General features: G+C 68.5%; 20 protein-coding genes. 16 read left to right on the forward strand and 4 right to left on the reverse strand.

The features are described from left to right. The first annotated feature begins 146 nt into the window (after window positions 1–146). Window positions 147–1,568 carry a decarboxylating NADP(+)-dependent phosphogluconate dehydrogenase gene (gene gnd, locus WIX39_RS23130; protein ID WP_106937370.1) on the forward strand — a complete coding sequence of 474 codons (1,422 nt, stop codon included), beginning with the start codon at window positions 147–149 and terminating at the stop codon, window positions 1,566–1,568. 17 nt (window positions 1,569–1,585) lie between these two features. Beyond that, entirely contained in the window at window positions 1,586–2,140 is a 555-nt protein-coding gene (locus WIX39_RS23135) for a GNAT family N-acetyltransferase (protein WP_106937369.1), read from the forward strand. 6 nt (window positions 2,141–2,146) lie between these two features. Here the strand turns inward: WIX39_RS23135 and WIX39_RS23140 are convergent, their stop codons facing one another. Beyond that, window positions 2,147–2,674: a thioesterase family protein gene (locus tag WIX39_RS23140; RefSeq protein ID WP_081268580.1), complete on the reverse strand. Its 528-nt coding sequence runs from the start codon at window positions 2,672–2,674 to the stop codon at window positions 2,147–2,149. Window positions 2,675–2,732: 58 nt separating this feature from the next. Here WIX39_RS23140 and WIX39_RS23145 point away from each other — a divergent pair, with 58 nt between their 5' ends. From WIX39_RS23145 to WIX39_RS23160, 4 genes are all read left to right on the forward strand, one after another. Beyond that, window positions 2,733–3,233, forward strand: coding sequence for a MarR family winged helix-turn-helix transcriptional regulator (locus WIX39_RS23145; RefSeq protein WP_106937368.1), 501 nt, complete (start codon window positions 2,733–2,735; stop codon window positions 3,231–3,233). 142 nt (window positions 3,234–3,375) lie between these two features. Then, on the forward strand, window positions 3,376–6,600 hold the full coding sequence (locus WIX39_RS23150) for an efflux RND transporter permease subunit (protein ID WP_409195936.1): 3,225 nt from the start codon (window positions 3,376–3,378) through the stop codon (window positions 6,598–6,600). Window positions 6,601–6,604: 4 nt separating this feature from the next. Continuing rightward, window positions 6,605–7,846, forward strand: coding sequence for an efflux RND transporter periplasmic adaptor subunit (locus WIX39_RS23155; RefSeq protein WP_409195937.1), 1,242 nt, complete (start codon window positions 6,605–6,607; stop codon window positions 7,844–7,846). 41 nt (window positions 7,847–7,887) lie between these two features. Continuing rightward, on the forward strand, window positions 7,888–9,336 hold the full coding sequence (locus WIX39_RS23160; protein ID WP_409196360.1) for an efflux transporter outer membrane subunit: 1,449 nt from the start codon (window positions 7,888–7,890) through the stop codon (window positions 9,334–9,336). Window positions 9,337–9,428: 92 nt separating this feature from the next. Here WIX39_RS23160 and WIX39_RS23165 read toward each other — a convergent pair whose 3' ends face one another. Next, window positions 9,429–11,690 (reverse strand): aminotransferase class V-fold PLP-dependent enzyme, encoded by a 2,262-nt coding sequence (locus tag WIX39_RS23165; protein WP_409195938.1) that lies wholly within the window; start codon window positions 11,688–11,690, stop codon window positions 9,429–9,431. A gap of 169 nt (window positions 11,691–11,859) precedes the next feature. Here WIX39_RS23165 and WIX39_RS23170 point away from each other — a divergent pair, with 169 nt between their 5' ends. Continuing rightward, entirely contained in the window at window positions 11,860–12,324 is a 465-nt protein-coding gene (locus WIX39_RS23170) for an Lrp/AsnC family transcriptional regulator (protein ID WP_409195939.1), read from the forward strand. Window positions 12,325–12,352: 28 nt separating this feature from the next. Here the strand turns inward: WIX39_RS23170 and WIX39_RS23175 are convergent, their stop codons facing one another. Beyond that, entirely contained in the window at window positions 12,353–13,447 is a 1,095-nt protein-coding gene (locus WIX39_RS23175; RefSeq protein ID WP_106937363.1) for a PA0069 family radical SAM protein, read from the reverse strand. A 111-nt stretch (window positions 13,448–13,558) separates the two neighbouring features. Here WIX39_RS23175 and WIX39_RS23180 point away from each other — a divergent pair, with 111 nt between their 5' ends. From WIX39_RS23180 to WIX39_RS23205, 6 genes are all read left to right on the forward strand, one after another. Continuing rightward, window positions 13,559–14,137, forward strand: coding sequence for a GbsR/MarR family transcriptional regulator (locus WIX39_RS23180; protein ID WP_409195940.1), 579 nt, complete (start codon window positions 13,559–13,561; stop codon window positions 14,135–14,137). A gap of 63 nt (window positions 14,138–14,200) precedes the next feature. Beyond that, window positions 14,201–14,623 carry a thiol-disulfide oxidoreductase DCC family protein gene (locus WIX39_RS23185; protein ID WP_409195941.1) on the forward strand — a complete coding sequence of 141 codons (423 nt, stop codon included), beginning with the start codon at window positions 14,201–14,203 and terminating at the stop codon, window positions 14,621–14,623. Between the two features lie 28 nt (window positions 14,624–14,651). Beyond that, complete coding sequence (locus WIX39_RS23190; protein ID WP_409195942.1) at window positions 14,652–15,599, forward strand: SAM-dependent methyltransferase; 948 nt, start codon at window positions 14,652–14,654, stop codon at window positions 15,597–15,599. A gap of 37 nt (window positions 15,600–15,636) precedes the next feature. Further along, window positions 15,637–16,689 (forward strand): polyketide cyclase, encoded by a 1,053-nt coding sequence (locus tag WIX39_RS23195; protein WP_106937359.1) that lies wholly within the window; start codon window positions 15,637–15,639, stop codon window positions 16,687–16,689. A gap of 5 nt (window positions 16,690–16,694) precedes the next feature. Further along, entirely contained in the window at window positions 16,695–17,327 is a 633-nt protein-coding gene (locus WIX39_RS23200; RefSeq protein WP_106937739.1) for a DUF4166 domain-containing protein, read from the forward strand. A 7-nt stretch (window positions 17,328–17,334) separates the two neighbouring features. Continuing rightward, window positions 17,335–17,682, forward strand: coding sequence for a DOPA 4,5-dioxygenase family protein (locus WIX39_RS23205; RefSeq protein ID WP_106937358.1), 348 nt, complete (start codon window positions 17,335–17,337; stop codon window positions 17,680–17,682). 24 nt (window positions 17,683–17,706) lie between these two features. Here the strand turns inward: WIX39_RS23205 and WIX39_RS23210 are convergent, their stop codons facing one another. Further along, on the reverse strand, window positions 17,707–18,363 hold the full coding sequence (locus WIX39_RS23210; RefSeq protein ID WP_106937357.1) for a glutathione S-transferase family protein: 657 nt from the start codon (window positions 18,361–18,363) through the stop codon (window positions 17,707–17,709). 81 nt (window positions 18,364–18,444) lie between these two features. Between WIX39_RS23210 and WIX39_RS23215 the strand changes: the two genes are divergently transcribed. From WIX39_RS23215 to WIX39_RS23225, 3 genes are all read left to right on the forward strand, one after another. Then, window positions 18,445–19,665, forward strand: coding sequence for a polyhydroxyalkanoate depolymerase (locus tag WIX39_RS23215; RefSeq protein ID WP_106937356.1), 1,221 nt, complete (start codon window positions 18,445–18,447; stop codon window positions 19,663–19,665). 350 nt (window positions 19,666–20,015) lie between these two features. Next, window positions 20,016–20,909 (forward strand): universal stress protein, encoded by an 894-nt coding sequence (locus WIX39_RS23220; protein ID WP_106937355.1) that lies wholly within the window; start codon window positions 20,016–20,018, stop codon window positions 20,907–20,909. Then, window positions 20,906–21,535: an N-acetyltransferase gene (locus tag WIX39_RS23225; protein WP_106937354.1), complete on the forward strand. Its 630-nt coding sequence runs from the start codon at window positions 20,906–20,908 to the stop codon at window positions 21,533–21,535. The genes WIX39_RS23220 and WIX39_RS23225 overlap by 4 nt, the downstream gene beginning before the upstream one ends.

The following is a 21,535-nucleotide window of genomic DNA, read 5'->3' on the forward strand; positions in this document are numbered from 1 at the left end:
CGCGAACATACCCAAGCCCCGCCGGGTTGCCAAGCGGGTATAGACCGCCTCCGACTGCGGCCCTTTCCCGACCCCGGCAAAATGGTTCTGGAACCAAACCCCGTGCGCGGAGCGCTCCGCCCGCGCACATGAATGAAAGAAGGGCCATGAGCACCAAAAGCGATTTCGGACTGATCGGCCTGGCCGTGATGGGCCAGAACCTCGTGCTGAACGTGGAAAGCCGCGGCTTCCAGGTCAGCGTGTACAACCGCACCGAAGCCACCACCGAAGCCTTCATTGCCGCCAACCCCGGCAAGAAGCTGGTGGGCACCAAGACGCTGGAGGAGTTCGTCCAGAGCCTGGCCAAGCCCCGCAAGATCCAGATCATGGTCAAGGCCGGCGCGCCGGTCGACCAGGTGATCGAGCAGCTCATCCCGCTGCTCGACAAGGACGACATCGTCATCGACGGCGGCAACAGCCTCTACACCGACACCGAGCGCCGCGACGCCTACCTGAGCAGCAAGGGCCTGCGCTTCATCGGCGCCGGTGTTTCGGGCGGCGAGGAAGGCGCGCGCAAGGGCCCGTCGATCATGCCGGGCGGCCCGCTTTCCACCTGGGAAGTGATGAAGCCGATCTTCGAGAGCATCGCGGCCAAGGTCGACGGCGACCCCTGCGTCATTCACATCGGCCCCGGCGGCGCGGGCCACTACGTGAAGATGGTGCACAACGGCATCGAGTACGGCGACATGCAGCTCATCTGCGAGGCCTACAGCCTGTTCAAGGCGGCCGGCTTCAGCACCGACGAGATGGCCGCCATCTTCAACGAATGGAACGACGGCGAGCTGCAGAGCTACCTGATCCAGATCACCGCCAAGGCGCTCGAGCAGAAAGACCCGGAAACCGGCAAGCCGATCGTCGACGTGATCCTCGACAAGGCCGGCCAGAAGGGCACGGGGCAGTGGACGCTGATCAACGCGGCCGAGAACGCGGTGGTCATCAGCACCATCAACGCCGCCGTCGAGGCGCGCGTGCTGTCGTCGCAGAAGAAGGCGCGCGTGGCGGCCAGCAAGCAGCTGCAGGGGCCGAAGATCGAGCTGTCGCTCGAGAAGAAGGCGCTGGTGGCCAAGGTGCACGACGCGCTCTACGCCTCCAAGGTCATCAGCTACACGCAGGGCTTCGACCTCATCAAGACGATGGGCGACAAGAAGGAATGGAAGCTCGACCTGGGCGGCATCGCATCGATCTGGCGCGGCGGCTGCATCATCCGGGCACGCTTCCTGAACCGCATCACCGACGCCTTCCGCACCGACCCGGCGCTGGGCAACCTGATGCTCGACCCGTTCTTCAAGGACCTGCTCAACCGCACGCAGCAGAGCTGGCGCGAAGTGGTGGCGCTGGCGGTGAGCAACGGCATTCCCGTGCCGGCATTCAGCGCGTCGCTGGCCTACTACGACAGCTACCGCACAGAGCGCCTGCCGGCCAACCTGCTGCAGGCGCAGCGCGACTTCTTCGGCGCCCATACCTACGAGCGCGTCGACAAGCCCGAAGGCCAGTTCTTCCACACCGACTGGCCCGAAGTCATCGGCTGAGTCGCCCGAGCGATGCCATGCCGGCCCTCGACTACCCCCGCCACCTGGTCGAGGACTGGCAACTGCGCGACGGCACGGCGGTGCGCATCCGCCCGATCCGCGCCGACGACCTGGCCATGCACGCGGCATTCGTGGCGGGCCTGTCGAACGAAACCGGCTACCGCCGCCTGCTGTCGCCGCGCAAGCCACAGCCGGACGAACTCTGGCGCATGACCCACATCGACTACGACCGCGAACTGGCGCTCATCGCGACCACCGTGGCCGACGGCGCCGAGCAGCAGGTGGGCGTGGCGCGCTACGTGCGCGGCGACACACCCGAGACGGCGCACGTCGCGGAATTCGCGGTGGTCATCGCCGACGCCTGGCAGCACCGGGGCGTGGCCCACAAGCTCATGCGCAAGCTGATCGATGCGGCCGCCGAGGCCGGCGTGAAGCAGCTCGCGGACATCACGCTGTTCGACAACGTCGCGATGCTGGCGCTGGCGCGCAAGCTGGGCTTCAAGGTGCGGCGCGATCCGGGCAACCCCAATGTCACGCAGTTGCGGCTGGCGCTCGGTGCACCCGAGGCCTGAGTTGCATCACCAGGCCGCGCTCATCACGCCCTGCTCTGCCGCGATCCAGTCGCGCACGGGCGACGGCAGTGCATGCGCCGGCGGCACCAGGCCCATGGCGGCGTACGACTCCAGGTTGGGCACCAGCCCGTTGCGCCCTACGGCCGCGCCCTTCATGTAGCCGGCGGCGCATACCTTGTCGCCCTTGACGAACTCGAAGCGCATGTAGTTCCAGTGCTGGTCGGTGGCGTCGAGCCGGAAACGCAGCGTGTACACCTCGAACGGGTTCAGCCCACGCCGATAGCTGATGAGCGAGCCACCCGACATCGGCCGCCAGCCCTGACGCAACATGGTCGCGGCAAAGCCGGTGCGCACGAAGTACTCGACCAGCATCAGGTCGATGATGGTCAGATAGCGGCCGTTGTTCATGTGGCCGTTGATGTCCAGGTCGTTGGGCAGCACCCGAAGCCGCCGCTCCAGCGTGTCGCCTGGCACCAGGCGCGGTGCACGCCAGGCACGCAGCAGAGTCATCAGCAGGCGCAAGTAGAGATTCATGGGCAGGCCATAATTGGTTCAGCAATGAACAGTATATGTTCAATACTGAACCATCCCCATGGCCACCACCAAAACCCCAAAGCCAAAAAAGCCGACCGAACTCGACCGCGCGCCCTCGTCGCCTCATGGAACCCAAGCCTGGCTGGCGGTGGTACGGGCCTACAACCTGTGCGACGCGGTCATGACGTCACGACTCGCCGCGATCGGTTTGCGCGTGGGCGAACACGAGGTGCTGGCCACCATCGCGACCACGCCGGGCATCACGCAGCAGGCGTTGGCCGCTCGTTGCTTCGTCGCCAAGAGTGGCGTCAGCATGCTGCTCACGCAGATGGAGACCAGGGGATGGGTGCGGCGCGACAGCGACGGTGCCGACGCGCGAATCAGGCGCCTGACCTTGACCGATGACGGCATGGCAATCGCCCGGAAGTGCCTGGCGATCCAGGCCGAACTCGTGAGTGCGATGGTTGCGCCAGCCACTGCGCAAGAACTGGAAATCGTCGCCGACGCAATGAACCGCGTGTCCGTGGCTCTCGAGGCAATGCGGGCGGGCAAGGCCTGAGAGTGCCCTGTGCGAATGGCATCTGGTGTCATTCGACACCCATTTGGTAAAGCGCGACAGCCGCCCTGACCTGGCCAGCAAACTTAAATCTACTTCCTTATGATGCGAAACCTTTTTCCGTCGGAAGCAGAGAGCCCCCGCCATGGTCCAGCTTGCGTTGCGTCGTCCGTACACCTTCATCGTCATGGCGATGCTGATCGTGCTGGCCACGCCCTTCGTGCTGGCGCGCATGGCGACCGACATCTTTCCGGAAATCAACATTCCGGTGGTCAGCGTCATCTGGAACTACACCGGCCTGCCGGCCCAGGAAATGGGGCAGCGCATCTCGGGCCAGGTCGAGCGCGGGCTGACCACAACCGTGAGCGACATCGAGCACATCGAGTCGCAGTCGCTGGCGGGCGTGTCGATCATCAAGGTGTTCTTCCAGCCCACGGCCAACATCGAGATGGCCATCTCGCAGGTAGTGGCCTCCATGCAGGCGCAGGTGCGGCAGCTGCCACCGGGCATCACGCCGCCGCTGGTCATCAAGTATTCGGCTTCCAGCGTGCCGGTGATCCAGCTGGCGCTCTCCAGCCCCACGCGTTCTGAAAACTCCCTGTTCGACGCCACCGTCAACCAGCTGCGCCCGCAGCTCATCACGGTGCCGGGCGCGGCCATTCCCTTTCCCTACGGCGGCAAGAACCGGCTGATCTCGGTCGACCTCGACACCCAGGCGCTGCAGGCGCGCGGCCTCTCGCCGGCCGACGTGGTGAACGCGGTGAACACGCAGAACCTGATCCTGCCCTCGGGCACGGCCAAGTTCGGCGCCACCGAATACAACGTGAAGATGAACGGCTCGCCCGACGCCATCGCGGGCCTGAACGACCTGCCGATCCGCACGGTGAACGGCGCCACCACCTACCTGCGCGACGTGGCCTACGTGCGCGACGGCTTCTCGCCGCAGACCAACGTGGTGCGCCAGGACGGCGTGCGCGGCGTCCTGCTGTCGGTGCTGAAGAACGGCGGCGCCTCCACGCTGGACATCGTGTCGAACATCCGCGCCATGCTGCCCGTCGCCGCGCAGACGATGCCCGAGGACATCAAGATCACGCCGCTGTTCGACCAGTCCGTGTTCGTCAAGGCGGCCGTGAAGGGCGTGGTGTTCGAAGCCATCCTGGCCGCCGCGCTCACCGCCGCGATGGTGCTGCTGTTCCTGGGCAACTGGCGCAGCACGCTGATCATCGGGCTGACCATTCCGCTGTCGATCCTGGCGTCCATCCTGGTGCTGTACTCGCTGGGCGAAACGCTCAACCTCATGACGCTGGGCGGGCTGGCGCTGTCGGTGGGCATCCTGGTCGACCAGGCGATCGTGACCATCGAGAACATCGAGCGGCACCTGCACATGGGCACGCCGCTGAAGGAGGCCATCGAGGTCGGCGCGGGCGAGATCGGCTCGGCCGCCTTCGTCTCCACGCTGTGCATCTGCATCGTGTTCGTGCCGATGTTCTTTCTCTCGGGCGTGGCGCGCTTCCTGTTCGTGCCGCTGGCGGAGGCGGTGGTGTTCGCCATGCTGGCCTCCTACCTGCTCTCGCGCACGCTGGTGCCGACGCTGGTGATGCTGCTGATGGGCGGCTCGCACGGCCCGCAGCAACCGCAGCCGGGCGAAGGCGCAAGGCAGAGCGCGCTGCAGCGCCTGTACCGCGCCTTCGACCAGCGCTTCGAGCGCGTGCGCCGTGCCTACACGCTGGTGCTGTCGGCGGTGCTCTCCAGGCGCGCCGGCTTCATCGGCCTGTTCCTCGGCTTCTGCCTGCTGTCGTGCCTGCTCTACCCGGCACTGGGCCGCGACTTCTTCCCGACCGTCGATGCAGGCCAGATCCGCCTGCACCTGCGCGCGCCAACCGGCACCCGCATCGAGGAAACCGCGCGCCTCACCGACAAGGTCGAGGCCGCCATCCGCGAGCTGGTGCCGCCAGACCAGCTCGAAACCATCCTGGACAACCTCGGCATTCCCAACAGCGGCATCAACCTGTCGTACAGCAACGCCGGCACCATCGGCACCTTCGACGGCGAGCTGCTGCTGTCGCTGAAAGAAGGCCACAAGCCGACCGAGCAGCACGTGTCGCTGCTGCGGGCCGAGCTGCCCAAGCGCTTTCCGGGCATCGAGTTCTTCTTCCAGCCGGCGGACATCGTCACGCAGATCCTGAACTTCGGCCTGCCCGCGGCCATTGACGTGCAGTTCAGCGGCAACGACATCGCCGGCAACGCGGCGCGCGCGGCCGAGCTGACCAAGGCGATACGGCAGATTCCGGGCGCGGTCGATGCCCACGTGCACCAGCGCCTGGACGGCCCCGCGCTGAGCCTGCAGATGGACCGCACGCGCCTGCAGCAATACGGCCTGACCGCCGCCAACGTGGGGCAGAACGTGCTCATCGCGCTGTCGGGCAGCTCGCAGACGGCACCCGCCTTCTGGCTGAACCCGGCCAACGGCGTGGTCTACAGCATCGCGGTGCAGACGCCGCAATACACGGTCGATTCGCTCGATTCGCTGCTCAACATTCCGGTGGGCGCCAGCGGCGGCGCGGGCGGGCCGGGCTCGCAGCAGTTGCTGGGCAATCTCGTGAGCGCGCAGGCCGACCGGCTGCCGGCCGTCATGTCGCGCTACAACATCGCGCCGGTGATCGACGTGTACGTGAGCGTGCAGGGCACCGACCTGGCCAGCGTGGCCTCCAAGGTGCAGAAGCTGGTCGACGAGATGCGGCCCAGGCTCTCGCGCGGCAGCCGGGTCGACATCCGCGGCCAGGTGCAGACCATGCAGTCGTCGTTCATCGGCCTGGGCGTGGGGCTGGCGATGGCCATCGTGCTGGTGTACCTGCTGATCGTGGTCACCTTCCAGTCGTGGCTGGACGCGGCCATCATCATCACCGCGCTGCCGGCCGCGCTGGCGGGCATCGCGTGGATGCTGTTCATCACCGGCACCACGCTGAGCGTGCCGGCGCTCACGGGCGCGATCATGACCATGGGCGTGGCCACGGCCAACTCCATTCTTCTGGTGTCTTTCGCGCGCGAGCGGCTGCAGGCCGGCATCCCGCCGCTGTCGGCCGCGCTGGAAGCAGGCGCCACCCGCATCCGGCCGGTGCTGATGACGGCGTTGGCGATGATCATCGGCATGATCCCGATGGCCCTCGGCCTGGGCGAAGGCGCCGAGCAGAACGCGCCGCTGGGCCGCGCGGTGATCGGTGGCCTGGTCTTTGCCACGGTGTCGACATTGTTTTTCGTACCCGCCGTGTTCGCGGGAGTGCACAGTCGGCTTGCCCGCCGCCGGGCGGCGCGCGAAGCCTCCCAGCAGCAGCATCAACCGCCAGCGGGCGCAACGCCCCAGGAGAATTGATTTCATGACGGAGCAACGCCACGCGGCATTGACCATCCATCCCACCGGGGAGAGCGACGGCGAGCTGCTGCGCCGCCGGCAGATCGTGCGGCGCACGCGCTGGCTGGTGCTGATCGTCCTCGTGCTGCTGGGGCTGGGCGCGGCGCGCACCGTGTTCGTGCGCATCGCCAACGCCCGCGCGCTCGAAGCGGGCACGACCGAACGCGCGAAGCAGTACGTGCAGACCGCCCTGCCCCGCGTGACCACCGCCGGCCAGACGCTGTCGCTGCCGGGCACGCTGCAGGGCTTCGTGCAGTCGCCCATTTCGGCGCGCGCCAGCGGCTACCTCAAGCGCTGGACCAAGGACATCGGCAGCCGCGTCGAAAAGGGCGAGCTGCTCGCCGAGATCGAGACGCCCGAGATCGACCAGCAGCTGTCGCAGGCCGTGGCCGCGCGCGCACAGGCCGCCTCCGGCCTGGAACTGGCGCGCAGCACCGCCGAGCGCTGGGAAGCGCTGCGCAAGAAGGATGTGGTCTCGCAGCAGGAACTGGACGAGCGCCGCAGCGCGGTGGCGCAGGCCACCTCCAACGTGGCGGCGGCCGACGCCAACGTGCAGCGGCTGAAGCAGACCGAGGGCTTCAAGCGCGTGGTGGCGCCGTTCGCGGGCGTGATCACGCGGCGCAACGTGGACGTGGGCGACCTGATCGACGCGGGCGCGGGCGGCGGTGCCGGTCGCGCGCTGTTCCTGCTTGCGCAGACCGATCCGCTGCGCGTGTACATCAACGTGCCGCAGGCCTACGCCCAGCTCGTGAAGACCGGCCAGCCCGTGGTAGTGACGCAGGCCGAACTGCGCGGCCAGACCTTCAAGGGCCAGGTGGCGCGCACCGCCGGCTCCATCGACACGACCACGCGGATGATGCAGGTGGAGGTGTCGCTGCCCAACAGCGACGGCGCGCTGCTGCCGGGCGCCTACGTGCAGGTTTCGCTGCCTTTGGCCGCGAGCCGCACGCTCTCGGTGCCGTCGAACGCGCTGCTGTTCCGCGCCGAGGGCACGCGCATCGCGGTGGTCGATGCGCAGGGCCGCGTCAACCTGCGCGCCGTGACGCTGGGCCGCAACTACGGCGAGAACGTCGAGGTGATCGACGGCCTCGAGAAAACCGACCGCATGGTGCTGAACCCGTCCGACTCGCTGGCCGAAGGCGACGTGGTGGCGGTGGCGCCCGAAGCGCCGCCGGCGAAGGCGCCGACACCGAAGGCCCCGGCGTGACGCCGCCGCGCCTGGCCGCTCCGCTCACGCTGCTGGCCGCCATGCTGCTGTCGGGCTGCGCGGTCGGCCCCGACTACAGGACGCCGGACACGCCGCTGCCGGTCAGCTGGAAGCTGGAGGAGCCCTGGCGCGTGAGCACGCCGAGCGACACAGCCGACAAGGGCCCATGGTGGCGCCGCTTCGGCGACCCGCAGCTCGACGCGCTGCAGCAGCAGGCGCTGGCCGGCAGCCCCACGCTGGCCATCGCCAATGCCCGGCTGGCGCAGGCGCGCGCCACGCTCGCGGCCAATGCGGCCGGGCAGTATCCGCAGGTCGGCCTCGGCACCCGCGCTTCGCGCCTGAGGATTTCCGCCAACCGCCCGCTCACCAACTACGCGACGCCCAATTCGACGACCGTGCAGAGCGACTTCGCGCTGTCGCTGAACGCGAGCTACGAAGTCGACCTGGCCGGCCGCGTGCAGCGCACGGTAGAGGGTGCCAAGGCGTCGGCGGAACAATCGGCCGCCGACCTGCAGAACACCCGGCTGCTGCTCAGCGCCGACGTGGCCAGCAGCTACTTCAACCTGCGCTCGACCGACGTCGAACTCGACGTGCTCACCCGCTCCATCGCGCTGCAGCGCCGCGCGCTCGAGCTTGTCACGGCGCGCCACGACCTGGGCGCCGTGTCGGGCCTGGACGTGGCGCAGCAGCAGGCGCTGCTGGAAACCACGCTGACGCAGGTCGACGTGCTGAGAAAGCAGCGTTCGCAGTACGAGCATGCGCTGGCCACGCTCACCGGCACGCCGGCGCCCAGCTTCTCGCTGCCGGTGGACCTGCGCGAGATCAGGCCGCCGGCCGTGCCGCTGGGCGTGCCCTCCGAAATCCTGCAGCGCCGCCCCGACGTGGCCTCGGCCGAGCGCGCGATGGCCGCCGCCAACGCGCAGATCGGCGTCGCCACCGCGGCCTTCTACCCGAGCATCTTCATCTCGCCCACCGTGGGCGTTGACAGCCGGATGATCGAGACCCTGTTCAACGGCCCGAGCCTGCTGTGGTCGGTGGGCGTGTCGGCCACGCAGGTGCTGTTCGACGGCGGGCGCATCCGCGCCAACGTCGATTTCGCGAAGGCCGGCTACGACGTCACCGTGGGCAACTACCGCCGCACCGTGCTGACCGCAATGCAGGAAGTGGAAGACGGCATCACCGGGCTTGCCGCGCTCGACAGCGCAACGACCCAGGCGCAGGCCGCCGTCACGGCCGCGCGCCGCGTGCTCGACATGGCCACCAGCCGTTATGAGGGCGGCGCGTCGACCTACCTCGACGTGATCACCGCGCAGCAGTCGCTGCTGACGGTGGAACGCCAGGCCGCGCAGCTGCGGGGGCAGCGGCTGCTGACGGCGGTGTTCCTGGTGAAGGCGCTGGGTGGCGACTGGTGCGGCGCGGATGAGCCCGGCAAGGCCCCGGCGTCGTCTTGCCCCGCCGTCGGCATCGACCGGACTGCGAAGGCCGGTTGAACGGCAAGGCTCTGTTCGCGCGACTTGGTGCCTTGCTGGTCGATCGACACACGTCGTCACTGTCGGAGCGATTCCGCTCGAGCTCTCCTGGCTCAGTGCATTGACGCCGCCGGCTGCGCGACGGCGCCCGCAGCGGAGCACAGCGCGAGGCCGCCCGCCAGGCTCCATGCCTGCGCATGGCCGAGGCGGCGCAGCGCCTTGGCCGCCTGCGCGCTGCGATTGCCGCTTCGGCAGTAGAAGAGCACCGGCGCACCGGCCGGCAGCGCCATCCAGCCGGGCAGCGCATTCAGAAGCCCCGACAGCGGCACCGCCTCGCGGTGGGTGTCGGCACCGAAGGGCGACGATTCGCTCACGCGCTGCTCGTAGGGCTCGCGCACGTCCACCAGCACAAGTCCCGGATGCTCGAGCAGCAGCCGCTGCGCCTGCGTGGCGTTCATCTCGTGGCCCGCGCCGGCGCAGCCGTTGTCGATGCGCGCACCGCAGGCAAGGGTCTGGTATTCGGTCAGCGCGAGGTCTTTCTCGAGTTCGGCCTTTGCCGAGGCGAAGCCTGCCGCGTCGATGCTGCCGGACAGCACCTGCGCGAGCAGCGGCTGGGCCGCGCATTCGCGGGCCAGGGTGCTCGCGAAGCGGTCGTCGTAGTCGTGCGCCGGGAGCAGCAGCGTGCCGGGGCCCGCGGCCTGCGCCAGTTTCTTGAGCGACGGGCCGAATGCCAGCGGCGCACTTTGCGCGAAATCGCTTCGCCCCAGGGCGCCGGGCATCACCGTGTCGCCGACGAATGCCAGGCGGATCTTCAGCTGCTCGTCGTGCAGCAGGTAGGCGGTCGAGTCGGCGGTGTGCCCGGGGGTTGCCAGCCGGGTCAGCGTCTGCGCGCCCAGGCAGATGGCATCGGCGCCCAGGGGCCAGCCGAGCGCATCGACCTCGCCTTGCTGGACAAGGCGTTCCGGCAGCGCGGCGCGCAATTCGCCCACCGAGGAAACATGATCGCCATGGCTGTGCGTGTCGAGCACGGCGGCCAGCGTGTAGTCCTGGCAGCGAAGCAGCTGCGCGATACGGCCGGTCAACTCGGGCAGCGGATCGATGACCACGCAGCGCCGGCTGCCGGCGTCGGCCAGGAGGTAGCAGCATGCACCGCCGGCCACGAAGCGGGTCAGGCCGTCGAGCGCGTCGCCCGGACGGGAGGTGTCGGCGCCGGTATTGAGGCAGCTTGCGCGCAGCGAAGCGCCACAGGAGCCGATCCTTTCACAGGCTTCGTCGATGAAGGCCGCGTCGCTGGCCGGCCCGAACGACAGGCGCACGGCCGAGGCCGCCTGCCAGGCGGGCAGCCCCATGGCTTGCAGCACGTGGCTCGGCAGCGCCTTCGACGCGCCGCAGGCCGAGCCTCCGCTCACCCGCACGTCGGCCGCGTCGAACAGGTCCTGCAGGAGCTTCGAGTCGAGGCCGGGCACCGAGAAATTGAGGGTCGTCGGCAAGCTCAGTTCAAAGGGCGCGTTGAACACCACGCCGGGGAACGCATTCTTCAGCGCGGCGGCGATGCGGTCGCGGTACGCCTCCAGCGTGAGAGCGTCCCGGAAGGTCTGGCCGTCTTTGAGCGCTTCCAGCACGGCGCCGAGCGCGGCGATGCCGGACATGTTCTCGGTCCCCGAGCGCAATGCGCCCTCCTGGCCGCCGCCCGCCATCAGCGGCGTGAACGGCGCGCCGGCGCGCACGTACAGCAGGCCGATGCCCTTGGGGGCATAGAGCTTGTGCCCCGAGAACGGCGCGTAGTCGATGCGGAGGGCCTCGAGCCGGAGCTCGAGCTTGCCCAGCGCCTGCACGCTGTCGACCATCCACAAGGCCGGGCTCCCGTCGAGCGCCTGGGCGATGCCGTCCAGGTCGCTGACGACGCCGGTCTCGTTGTTGGCGGCCATGGTGCAGACCAGCCCGGCACGTGCGGCATGCGCGCGCAGCCAGTGCAGGTCATGGCGGCCGTCGCGGCCGACCGGGATGGGCAGCACGCGCAGGTTCAGGCCCAGCAATTTGTTCCAGTGGCTGATCGCTTCCGGCACCGCCTTGTGCTCCGTCGCGCCGTACAGCACGCAGTCGACGTCCTCGCGGCCGCGCAGCGCGCTCAACGCCGACAGCACCGCCGTCTGGATGCCTTCGGTGGCGCCGCTGAGAAAAAGCAGGTCGCCCGTGGGCGCACCGAGCAGCCGCCGCGCGCGGGAGCGCACCGAATCCATCAGCGCGCGCGCCTTCAGCCCGGTGCTGTGGACGCTGCTGGGGTTGCCGAAGTCGTCGGCCATGGCTGCGAGTGCCGCGGCCCGGGCGCGAGGCAGCACGGGCGTGGTGGCGTTGGCGTCGAGGTAGATGTCCATTCAGGTGATTCCGGGAGAAGAGATGCAAGCGTTTGCAGGCTTGGCGGGCGTGGCGGGCGACCACGCCGCGCACCCGGTAGAGTCTGCCGCCCGGGGCGGAGCAGCGGCTTGCCTTTTATGCTGCCTATGCCGATAAGATTGGAATCCAATGCTCAATCAAGGATATTTGATGAAACTGGATTCCATAGATATCAAGATTCTTGATCTCCTGCAGCAAGACGCCGAGCTGCAGGTGGCGCAGATCGCCGAGCAGGTGGGCCTGTCTGCCACGCCATGCTGGAGGCGCATCCAGCGGCTCAAGGAGGGGGGCGTCATCACGCGCTCGGTGGCCCTGCTCGACCCGCGCAAGGTCAACGTGGCGGTGACGGTCTTCGTGTCGGTGCGGACCAGCACGCACTCGCAGGAGTGGTTCGACCGCTTCACGGCCACGGTCCATGCCATTCCGGAAGTGGTCGAGTTCTATCGGATGAGCGGCGACGTGGACTACCTGCTGCGCGTGGTGGTGCCGGACATCGCCGCCTACGACGCCGTCTACAAGCGACTGATCTCGGGCACGAACCTGCACGACGTCAGCTCCAGCTTCGCCATGCAGGAACTGAAGCAGACCACGGCGCTGCCGCTGGGTTACGTGTAGAAGGTTCGCGAAGCGGCCACGCCGCCGTTCAGAACAGGCTGCCCTGCCCCGCGGCGCCAGGCGGCCGGAACGCCGTGATGTCCAGCGGAATGCGCTCGCGGTTGTAGCCCAGTCGGTTCGTCGCCTTCTCGAAGCGCTGGTGGATCAGGTCGGCCCACAGGCCCGAGCCCTTCATGCGCGTGGCGAAGTCGGCGTCGTAGTCCTTGCCGCCGCGCATCTCGTGGATGCGCGCCATGATGCGGTCGGCGCGCTGCGGATAGTGCAGTGCCAGCCATTCCTTGAAGAGCGGCGCCACCTCCCACGGCAGCCTCACCACCGTGTAGAAGGCGCTGCGCGCGCCGGCTTCCCATGCGGCCTCGAGCACCTGTTCCATGTCTTCGGTCACGAAGGGAATCTGCGGCGCCACGCTCACGCCGACCGGCACGCCCGCCTCGGTCAGCGTGCGGATGGTGCGCAGACGGCGGTGCGGCGCCGCGGCGCGCGGCTCCAGCTTGCGGGCGAGTTCGCCGTCGAGCGTGGTCACGGTCACGTACACGGCCGCAAGACGGTCGGCCGCCATGGGCGCGATCACGTCGAGGTCGCGCTCGATGGCGCTCGACTTGGTGACCAGCGCGAACGGATGCCGCGCTTCCTGCAGCAGTTCGATGACCGAGCGGGTGAGCCTCAAGTCGCGCTCGATGGGCTGGTAGCAGTCGGTGGCGGTGCCGATGGCGATGTAGCTGGGCCGGTAGCTCTTGCGCCCGAGCTCGGTGCGCAGCATGTCGGCGATGTTTCGCTTGGCGATCAGCTTGGTCTCGAAGTCGAGGCCGGGCGACAGGTTGAGGTAGCTGTGCGTGGGCCGGGCGAAGCAATAGATGCATCCGTGCTCGCAGCCGCGGTAGGGGTTGAGTGAGCGGTCGAAGTAGATGTCGGGCGAGTCGTTCTCGTTGAGCGCCGACTTGACGTCTTCGAAGCGCACCTCGGTGGCGATGGGCTGCAGCTCCTGCGCCTCGGCCACGCCGTCTTCGAGCGTGCCCCAGCCGTCGTCGAAGGCATTGCGCTCGTCCTTGGAGAAGCGATGCGCAAGCTGCGTGGCCGCGCCGCGGCCCTTGATGGCGTGGATGGGGATGTGGGCTGCGGGCATGGCGGAACCTCATTACTGTGTATTTGTACAGTATTTCACTGTTTTCTTGTGGCCGCCCGCTTTTTACATTTCTCTCTTGACAGAAATTTCGCAAATCCTAAACTCCAAGCCATGGAACTCACAGAAATTCAACGCAAGTTCGTCCTCCACTGGGGCGAAATGGGGTCCATGTGGGGCGTCAACCGCACCGTCTCGCAAATCCACGCGCTGCTCTTCGCCCACGGCAAGCCGATGCATGCCGAGGAGCTGTCCGAAACCCTGGGCGTCGCGCGCTCCAACGTCAGCAACAGCCTGAAGGAACTGCAGGCCTGGAACCTCGTGCGCGTCACCCACACGCTGGGCGACCGGCGCGACTATTTCGAGACCAGCGTCGATGTGTGGGAGCTGTTCCGCACCGTGGTGCGCGAGCGCAAGGAACGCGAGTTCGACCCGACCATCCGCGTGCTGCGCGAACTGGTCTCGAGCCCCGATTTCCAGAAGGAACCGCCCGATGCGCAGGACCGCATCCGCTCCACCATGGACCTCATGAACAAGCTCGCCACCTGGGCCGACGAAATGCTGCGGCTGTCGCCCGGCACGCTCGACAAGGTGCTGACACTGGGCGCCAGCGTGCAGAAGTTCGTGCGCGGCGACAAGGCCGGCAAGGACGAAGACCCCGACGCACACCACGCCAGCCTGCCGATGATCTGAACCCGTCTCTTTTTTTGCCCTTTAATTTCTGTTTTGACAGAAATATCGAGAACAAAGGATTCCATGAGCCGCGACGCCCTCCCCGCCTATCCGCTGACCCTGTACTTCGACGCCAGCTGCGCCATCTGCTCGGCCGAAATGGGCAACCTGGGGGCGCGCGACACCGCGGGCCGGCTGCGCTTCGTCGATTGCTCGCCGGCATCGTTCAGCGACGGGCCGGCGCCGCGCGACGCGCTCATGGCCGCGATCCACGCGGTGGATGCCACGGGCCGGGTGCTGGTCGGCGTGCCGGCCATCCGCGCGAGCCGCGCGGCGGTGGGCCTGCCCAGCGGCGGCGGCCTGCTCGACCTGCCGCTGGTCGCGCCGCTGGCCGACCGCGCCTATGCCCTGCTGGCGCGCAACCGCTACCGCATTCCGCGCTGGCTGGCGACACGGCTGGCGGGGCGCGTCGCGCCTACCTGCAACGACGGCAACTGCCGCCTCTGAAGAAAAAACACCACCCGAGGGAACAGCCATGCCCACAGTTTTCCAGCCCGACTTCCACCTTCCGCTCGAAGCGCCCGCACAGGCACCTGCCGGCGCCTCCATCACCGCCGAAGACACCCAGGTCTACTTCACCGAAGTCGCGTTCGACTACAGCGCCTGGAGCCCCAGCTACAACATGCACTTCGGTTTCTGGCGCGCCGGGCTGAACCCGTTCAGGCGCGAAGGCATGCTGGTCGAGATGAACCGCGTGGTCGGCCGCGCGCTGCGGCTTGGCGATGCGCAAGCCGGCGCCGCGCCCCGCCGCTGCGTGATCGACATGGGCTGCGGCGCCGGCGCCACCGCGCGCACGCTGGTGGGCGACAACCCGTCGCTGTACGCAGTGACCGTGACCAACGTGGCCGTGCAGAACAGCATCGCCGCCAGGCTCGATGCGGCGGCGGGCGTGGCCGACCGCATGGCCCACGTGGAGGCCGACTACACCCGCACCGGCCTGCCCGCCGCGCAGGCCGACGGCGCCTGGGCCCTGGAGAGCGCCTGCTATGCAGAGGGCACCGCCAAGGCCGATTTCATCCGCGAGGCCGCGCGCCTGCTCAAGCCCGGCGCCCGGCTGGCGGTGGCCGACGGCTTCCTGCTGCGCCGCAAGCCTGGCCGTGTGGCCGGCTGGCTGCACCGCCTGTGGGCCGACAGCTGGGCCGTGCCAACGCTGGCCGTTCGCGACGACTTCATCGCCGCCCTGCGCGACAACGGCTTCGAGGACATCGAGTGCAAGTCGCTGCGCTGGCGCGTCGCGCCCAGCGCGCTGCACATTCCGGTGCTGGCCACGCGCTTCACCCTGGTCGAACTCTGGAAGGCGCGCGGCAAGCTCGGCGCGTGGCGGCGCAAGCACATCGTGGCCAGCTATTGCGCGCTGGCGCTGGGCATGTTCTGGCGCGACTTCGACTACTGCATGGTCACGGCCACGCGCAGTGCCGGCTGAGCGAACACGAGAAGAAACAACCAGCAGAAAGCTACGCATGCAAGACGACAACCAGGACAGCAGGCTCGCCGCACTCGCGCCAGACCAGGCACCCGGCGAACTGCCGCCCCAATCCCGCGGCGCCATGCCCTTCGCATGGTTCTGGCCGATGCTGGCGGGCGCGGCCATCGCGCTGGTGCTTCGCATCATTTTCAGCGGCGGCCCGGGCCAGCGCTTCTCGCCGATGCTCGGCTCCTTCGTGTACTTCGTGCCCGCGCTGTGCGGCGCCGTCACCGTGTACATGGCCGAGCGCATCGAGCGCCGCAGCTGGGGCTACTACCTCTGGGCGCCGTGGGTGGCAACGGCGCTTTTCGTCGGCGGCACGCTGGCGGTGTTCATCGAGGGGCTGATCTGCGCCGTCGTCATCGTGCCGCTGTTCGCGGTGATGGGCAGCGTCGGCGGACTGGCGATGGGCATCGTGTGCCGCATCACCAACTGGCCGAAGCAGGCCATCTACAGCTTCGCGGTGCTGCCGCTGGTGCTCGGCGCCATCGAGCCGCAGCTGCCCAACCCCGAACGGCTGTCGAACACGTCGCGCACGCTCTTCATCGCCGCGCCGGCCGAGCGCGTGTGGCACGAGCTGAACGCCGCGCGCGACATCCGTCCCGCCGAAGTCGGCGACGCCTGGGCCTACCGCATCGGCGTGCCGATGCCGGTGTCGGGCGTCACGGTCGACACGCCCGAAGGCCGCGTGCGCCAGGTGCAGTGGCAGAAGAACGTGCACTTCGAGGAAATCATCACCGAATGGCAGCCCAAGCGCCAGCTGAAGTGGCGCTTCCGCTTCTCGCCCGACTCTTTCCCGGCCGGTGCGCTCGACGATCACGTGATGATCGGCGGCCAGTACTTCGACCTGCGCGACGCCACCTACACGCTGACGCCGCGCGACGGCGGCACCGAGCTGCGCGTTGCGGTGTCGTGGCGCATGAGCACCAGCTTCAACTGGTATGCGGACCGCGTCATGCACCTGCTGCTGGCAGACGCGTCCGAGAACATCCTGCGCTTCTACAAGGCACGCGCCGAAGCCACGGCCGGCGCGGCGGCGGCCGGATGACGACGATGCCGCCCACCGCACCGGTCTTCCAGCAGGCGCTCGGCCCCGCCTGGGAACGACTCGGCGACGTCATCCGCCGCCACTACGCGATGGCACCGTTCTCCGACGACCACGTGTGCGTGCGCGGCACCATGAGCGAGGTCTGGCACGCCCGCTGGGCCGCGCTGCTGATGCCCCTCGGCCGGCTGTTCGGCGCGCTGGTGCCGCATCAGGGCAAGGACGTGCCCATCGAAGTGCACTACAGCTGCCGCCCCGACGACGCCACGCTCCACTGGGACCGGGTCTTCCGCTTTCCGGGCAGGCCGCCCTTCCATTTCCGCTCGTACATGGCGCACGACGCGCGCCGGGGCAGCGAGGTGATCGAGTACGTGCGCTTCGGCATCGGCATGCGGCTGGCCGTGAGCGCGGAAGAAGGCGCGCTGGTGTTCCGCGACCGGGGCTACATCTGGCGCGTGGCGGGGCTGCGCATTCCGCTGCCGCTGGGGCTCCTGCTGGGCACCGCCTACGTGGAAGAGCGGCCCGACCCGCAGGACGCCGACCGCTTCACCATGAAGATGCTGCTGCGCCACCGCTGGTTCGGCGACGTGTTCCGCTACAGCGGGCGTTTTCACCTGGACCCGCGCCCGGGTCCACAATGAGCCCACCATGCCACGCCGCCCTGAAAACCTCTACGCCCAGTACCACGCCCACGTCTATTTCGCGCCCGACACACTGGCGCAGGCGCGCAGCCTCTGCGAGCGCGCCGGACAGGAACTGATGGTGGTGGTCGGCCGCGTGCACGAGCGGCTGGTGGGGCCGCATCCGCACTGGAGCTGCCAGCTCGCATTCGACGCCGCAGAATTCGACCAGGTCATCGGCTGGCTAGAGGCCAACCGCAACGGGCTCGATGTGTTCGTGCACGGCGTGACCGGCGACGACTTCGCGGACCACACGGCCCATGCCATGTGGCTGGGTGAGGAAAGCGCGCTCGACCTGCGGATGTTCCGGCACTAGCCTCCGAAGCTCGCGCCCGTTTTTTCAGAACTCCGCGTCGAGCTCGTCGATTTCCTCGGGCTCCTGCTTCGCCGCGGCCACCCATTCCTTCATGGCCGGCAGCTCCATCACCCGCTTGCAGTAGGCCGCGCACGCGCTGTCCAGCGCCACGTCGTAGCTCAGGAAGCGCGTGACCACCGGCGCGTACATCGCGTCGGCCATGCCCGGCTGCTTGCCGAACAGGAAGGGGCCGCCGTAGGCCTTGAAGCATTCGCGCCAGATGGCGACGATGCGGTCGATGTCGGCCTGCGCGCGCGACCACACCTTGAAGTTCTTGAAATGGGCCTTGATGTTCATCGGCAGCGCGCCGCGCATCGACGAAAAGCCCGAATGCATCTCGCCGCAGACGGCGCGGCAGTGGGCGCGGGCGGCGATGTCGTCGGGCAGCAGTCCGGCCTTGGGCTTGATCTCGTTGAGGTACTCGCCGATGGCCAGCGTGTCCCACACCTTCACGCCGCCATGCTGCAGCGAGGGCACCAGCATCGACGAAGACAGCAGCAGCATCTCGGCCTTCATGGCCGGGTCGTCGGGCGGGATGACCTTCTCGCTGAAGTCCAGCCCGGCCAGCCTGCACATCAGCCAGCCGCGCAGCGACCACGCGCCGTAGTTCTTGCTGCTGATGGTAAGAACGGGTTTGGCCATCTTGAAGCTCCTTGGGCGTTGCCTCGCTGCGTGCAAGCGCCATGCCATGCGGCTGGCCCGCAACTTGCCTGCACCAGGGCCATGCTGTACCGGGCCTACCAGAACCAAGCCGACATGCTGTCGCCTGCCAGGCTCGCCGCGCAGTACCTGGGCCAGGCGCTGTGGAAAGACGGCACCGAGCGCACCATGCTGCGGCGCATGGCCGCGCAGTTCGAGGTGTTCTCGCGCATGCGGCTGACCCACACGCGGCCGCCCTACGGCATTGCCAGCGTGCCGGTCGACGGCGCCGAAGTGGCCGTGCACGAGGAAAAAGCCCTGGTCTCGCCCTTCGGCACCCTGTTGCACTTCAGGAAGGACACCGAAGCGGTGCACCCGCCCGTGCTGCTGGTCGCACCACTCTCGGGCCATTTCGCGACCCTGCTGCGCGAAACCGTGCGCACGCTGCTGCGCGACCACGACGTGTACCTGACCGACTGGCACAACGCGCGCGACGTGCCGCTCTGGGAGGGCCGGTTCGGCCTGGACGACTACACGCTGCAGCTCATGCGTTTCCTGGAGGCCGTGGGCCCGGGCGTGCACATGGTGGCGGTCTGCCAGCCCTGCGTGGCCGCGCTGGCCGCCACCGCGCTGATGGCCGAGGACGACAACCCCGCCACGCCGCGCAGCCTCACGCTGATGGCCGGCCCGGTCGATTGCCGCATCAACCCGACCACGGTCAACAAGCTCGCCACCGACCGGCCGATCGACTGGTTCCGGCGCAACCTCATCAGCCATGTGCCGTGGCCGCATGCGGGCGCCATGCGGCGCGTGTACCCGGGCTTCCTGCAGCTGTCGGCCTTCATGAGCATGAACCCGGAGCGCCACAAGAAGCAGTTCCAGGACATGTATACCCACCTGGTGGAAGGCGACATCGACAAGGCCCGCACCATCGGCAACTTCTACGACGAGTACCTCGCCGTGAACGACCTGCCGGCCGAGTTCTACCTGGAGACGGTGGAGCGCGTGTTCCAGACCTACGACCTGCCGCGCGGCAAGCTCACCGTGGGCGAGCGCACCGTGAACCCCGCCGCCATCCGCCGCACCGCGCTGCTGACGGTGGAGGGCGAGCGCGACGACATCTGCGCCGTGGGCCAGACGGTGGCAGCGCAAGACCTCTGCACCGGCATACGCCCCTACCTCAAGGCACACCACCTGCAGGCCGGCGTGGGCCACTACGGCGTATTCAGCGGCAGCAAGTGGAATGCGCAGATCTACCCGCGCGTGCGCGAAACCATCCACGCGGCGGCCGAGCTGAGCGGCTGAGCCGCAGCGCGGCAATCCGGCAAGGGCCGTGAGGCCATTGTTTGCCCTTGCGCGCCGGGCTTCCTACACTCGGGCCCATGCAACGCCAGGCTTTCATCCGCAGCACGCCGCGCGCAGTCTTCACTGCGTGCACGGCTGCAGGGTCGCATCCGACCCTCGCAGATCTCTGAGCCCGGCGGTCAGCCTCCCCCCCTTTCTTCAGCACCTTTCATCGACCGCCGGGCCCAAGCCCCGCGCGGTAGCGCGCCCGCACGGGCACGCCGCGCTTTCCCCAGCTGATTCCTTCGCTCGCTGCCAGCCGCTTCGCCGTGGCCGGCGGCCGGCTTTGTCATGCGGAAAGAACACTGACGATGAACATCCAATCGATCCTGGCGGTGACCGACCTGTCGGCGCACGGCCTGCGCACTGTCGTGCGTGCAGCCAACATCGCGGCGGCGCACGGCGCGCTGCTGAAGATCATGTACGCGCCCGCCGCCTTCGCCGGACCTGCGGATGCCGATGCGGCCAGCGGCCTGGGCGCCTTATGCCTGGAGGTGGCCGAGCGCTTCGGCATCCTCGTCAAGAAGATCGACGACACGCGCGGGCGCCTCGACGGCGCCGCGCACGAGGCGCAGTGGTGCGACCTCGTGGTGATCGGCGACGAGCCCGACCGCTCGCTCGCGGCCTTCTTCCACGGCCAGCCGGCCGAACAGCTGGTGCGGGCGGCGCAGCGGCCGGTGCTGGTGGCGCGGCTCGATGCGCGCGCCGGCGGCTATGGCCGAATCCTCGTCGCCGTCGATCTCATGGAAGAGTCGCGCCCCCTGGTCGACCTGGCCTGCGCCTTCGACGGCCAGGCCGACATCGAGCTGTTCCACGCCTTCACGCCCATGCACGAAGGCAAGCTGCGCTACGCCGACGTGTCCGCGCATGTGATCGACGCCTACCGCCACGCGTGCGCCCGCCATGCGCGCGAACGCATGCTGTGGCTGTCCGATGCGTCGATCGCGCGCCGCAACCGCGTGGTGTCGTCGATAGGGCGCGGCGATCCGGCGCGGCAGGCGGCCGTGCAGCAGCAGTACTCGAAGGCCGACCTGCTGGTGGTCGGCAAGCGCAGGCGCTGCGCGCTGATGGACTTTCTTTTCGGCAGCGTGGCGCTGCGCGTGCTGCGCTGGTCCACGGGCGACGTGCTGGTGGTGCCGCACTGCGCGCTTGCCGCACGGCAGGGTCAACACGCCGCGGCGCTGGCGCAGAGGGGTGCGGCATGACGCTCGCGCCGGCATTTCCTCCGATGCAGCCGGTCTGGTGGCGCTTCAGGCCGGCCGAGCTGCGCATCGACGTCGATCCGCACAAGGCAAAGCCAGCAGACACGCTGGTGCCGGTGCACGAACGCATGCGCACGATGGGCGCCCGCCTGCACGACATGCCGCAGCTCGCGCTCGGCGACCCCGGCCTGCGCGCACGCTATCGCGAGGCCGACGGCGAGCTGTACGTCTACATCGAAGACACGCGCCGGGACAGGCTCGTCGGCTACACCGTGTTCAACCGGCTTATCGAGCTCAACCGCAGGGCCGACCGCCACATCCGCGCGCCGCATTCGCAGTACGACCCGGCCTATCAGCGGCGCGGGCTGGCCTCCGCCGTATACCGCTGGGCGCTGGGCCGGGGCATCTGCCTCATGAGCGGCGCGCGGCAGTCGCCGGGCGCGCATGCGCTCTGGCAGAGCCTGTCGCGCCACTGCGAGGCGGGCTTTGCCGACCTGCGCAACAAGCAGCTGAGCTACCTTGGCCGAGAGGTCGAGCGCGCCACGCTCGCCGAACTGCACACGCGCATGTTTCTGCTTGGCGAGGGCTGGACGCTGGAACGCTTCCGGCGCGAAACGCAGATGGCCTGA

Origin of the sequence: Variovorax sp. AB1(2024) (assembly GCF_037482385.2) — a bacterium.
In the GTDB taxonomy this organism is placed as follows: domain Bacteria; phylum Pseudomonadota; class Gammaproteobacteria; order Burkholderiales; family Burkholderiaceae_C; genus Variovorax.

What these genes read in the sequence shown, in the direction of transcription:
- WIX39_RS23145 (WP_106937368.1), top strand. Translation starts at nt 2,733, where the DNA reads ATGGCCACCACCAAAACCCCAAAGCCAAAAAAGCCGACCGAACTCGAC.
- WIX39_RS23165 (WP_409195938.1), bottom strand. Translation starts at nt 11,690, where the DNA reads ATGGACATCTACCTCGACGCCAACGCCACCACGCCCGTGCTGCCTCGC.
- WIX39_RS23150 (WP_409195936.1), top strand. Translation starts at nt 3,376, where the DNA reads ATGGTCCAGCTTGCGTTGCGTCGTCCGTACACCTTCATCGTCATGGCG.
- WIX39_RS23210 (WP_106937357.1), bottom strand. Translation starts at nt 18,363, where the DNA reads ATGGCCAAACCCGTTCTTACCATCAGCAGCAAGAACTACGGCGCGTGG.
- WIX39_RS23160 (WP_409196360.1), top strand. Translation starts at nt 7,888, where the DNA reads ATGCTGCTGTCGGGCTGCGCGGTCGGCCCCGACTACAGGACGCCGGAC.
- WIX39_RS23205 (WP_106937358.1), top strand. Translation starts at nt 17,335, where the DNA reads ATGCCACGCCGCCCTGAAAACCTCTACGCCCAGTACCACGCCCACGTC.
- WIX39_RS23135 (WP_106937369.1), top strand. Translation starts at nt 1,586, where the DNA reads ATGCCGGCCCTCGACTACCCCCGCCACCTGGTCGAGGACTGGCAACTG.
- WIX39_RS23185 (WP_409195941.1), top strand. Translation starts at nt 14,201, where the DNA reads ATGAGCCGCGACGCCCTCCCCGCCTATCCGCTGACCCTGTACTTCGAC.
- WIX39_RS23220 (WP_106937355.1), top strand. Translation starts at nt 20,016, where the DNA reads ATGAACATCCAATCGATCCTGGCGGTGACCGACCTGTCGGCGCACGGC.
- gnd (WP_106937370.1), top strand. Translation starts at nt 147, where the DNA reads ATGAGCACCAAAAGCGATTTCGGACTGATCGGCCTGGCCGTGATGGGC.
- WIX39_RS23200 (WP_106937739.1), top strand. Translation starts at nt 16,695, where the DNA reads ATGCCGCCCACCGCACCGGTCTTCCAGCAGGCGCTCGGCCCCGCCTGG.
- WIX39_RS23180 (WP_409195940.1), top strand. Translation starts at nt 13,559, where the DNA reads ATGGAACTCACAGAAATTCAACGCAAGTTCGTCCTCCACTGGGGCGAA.
- WIX39_RS23155 (WP_409195937.1), top strand. Translation starts at nt 6,605, where the DNA reads ATGACGGAGCAACGCCACGCGGCATTGACCATCCATCCCACCGGGGAG.
- WIX39_RS23215 (WP_106937356.1), top strand. Translation starts at nt 18,445, where the DNA reads ATGCTGTACCGGGCCTACCAGAACCAAGCCGACATGCTGTCGCCTGCC.
- WIX39_RS23140 (WP_081268580.1), bottom strand. Translation starts at nt 2,674, where the DNA reads ATGAATCTCTACTTGCGCCTGCTGATGACTCTGCTGCGTGCCTGGCGT.
- WIX39_RS23225 (WP_106937354.1), top strand. Translation starts at nt 20,906, where the DNA reads ATGACGCTCGCGCCGGCATTTCCTCCGATGCAGCCGGTCTGGTGGCGC.
- WIX39_RS23195 (WP_106937359.1), top strand. Translation starts at nt 15,637, where the DNA reads ATGCAAGACGACAACCAGGACAGCAGGCTCGCCGCACTCGCGCCAGAC.
- WIX39_RS23170 (WP_409195939.1), top strand. Translation starts at nt 11,860, where the DNA reads ATGAAACTGGATTCCATAGATATCAAGATTCTTGATCTCCTGCAGCAA.
- WIX39_RS23175 (WP_106937363.1), bottom strand. Translation starts at nt 13,447, where the DNA reads ATGCCCGCAGCCCACATCCCCATCCACGCCATCAAGGGCCGCGGCGCG.
- WIX39_RS23190 (WP_409195942.1), top strand. Translation starts at nt 14,652, where the DNA reads ATGCCCACAGTTTTCCAGCCCGACTTCCACCTTCCGCTCGAAGCGCCC.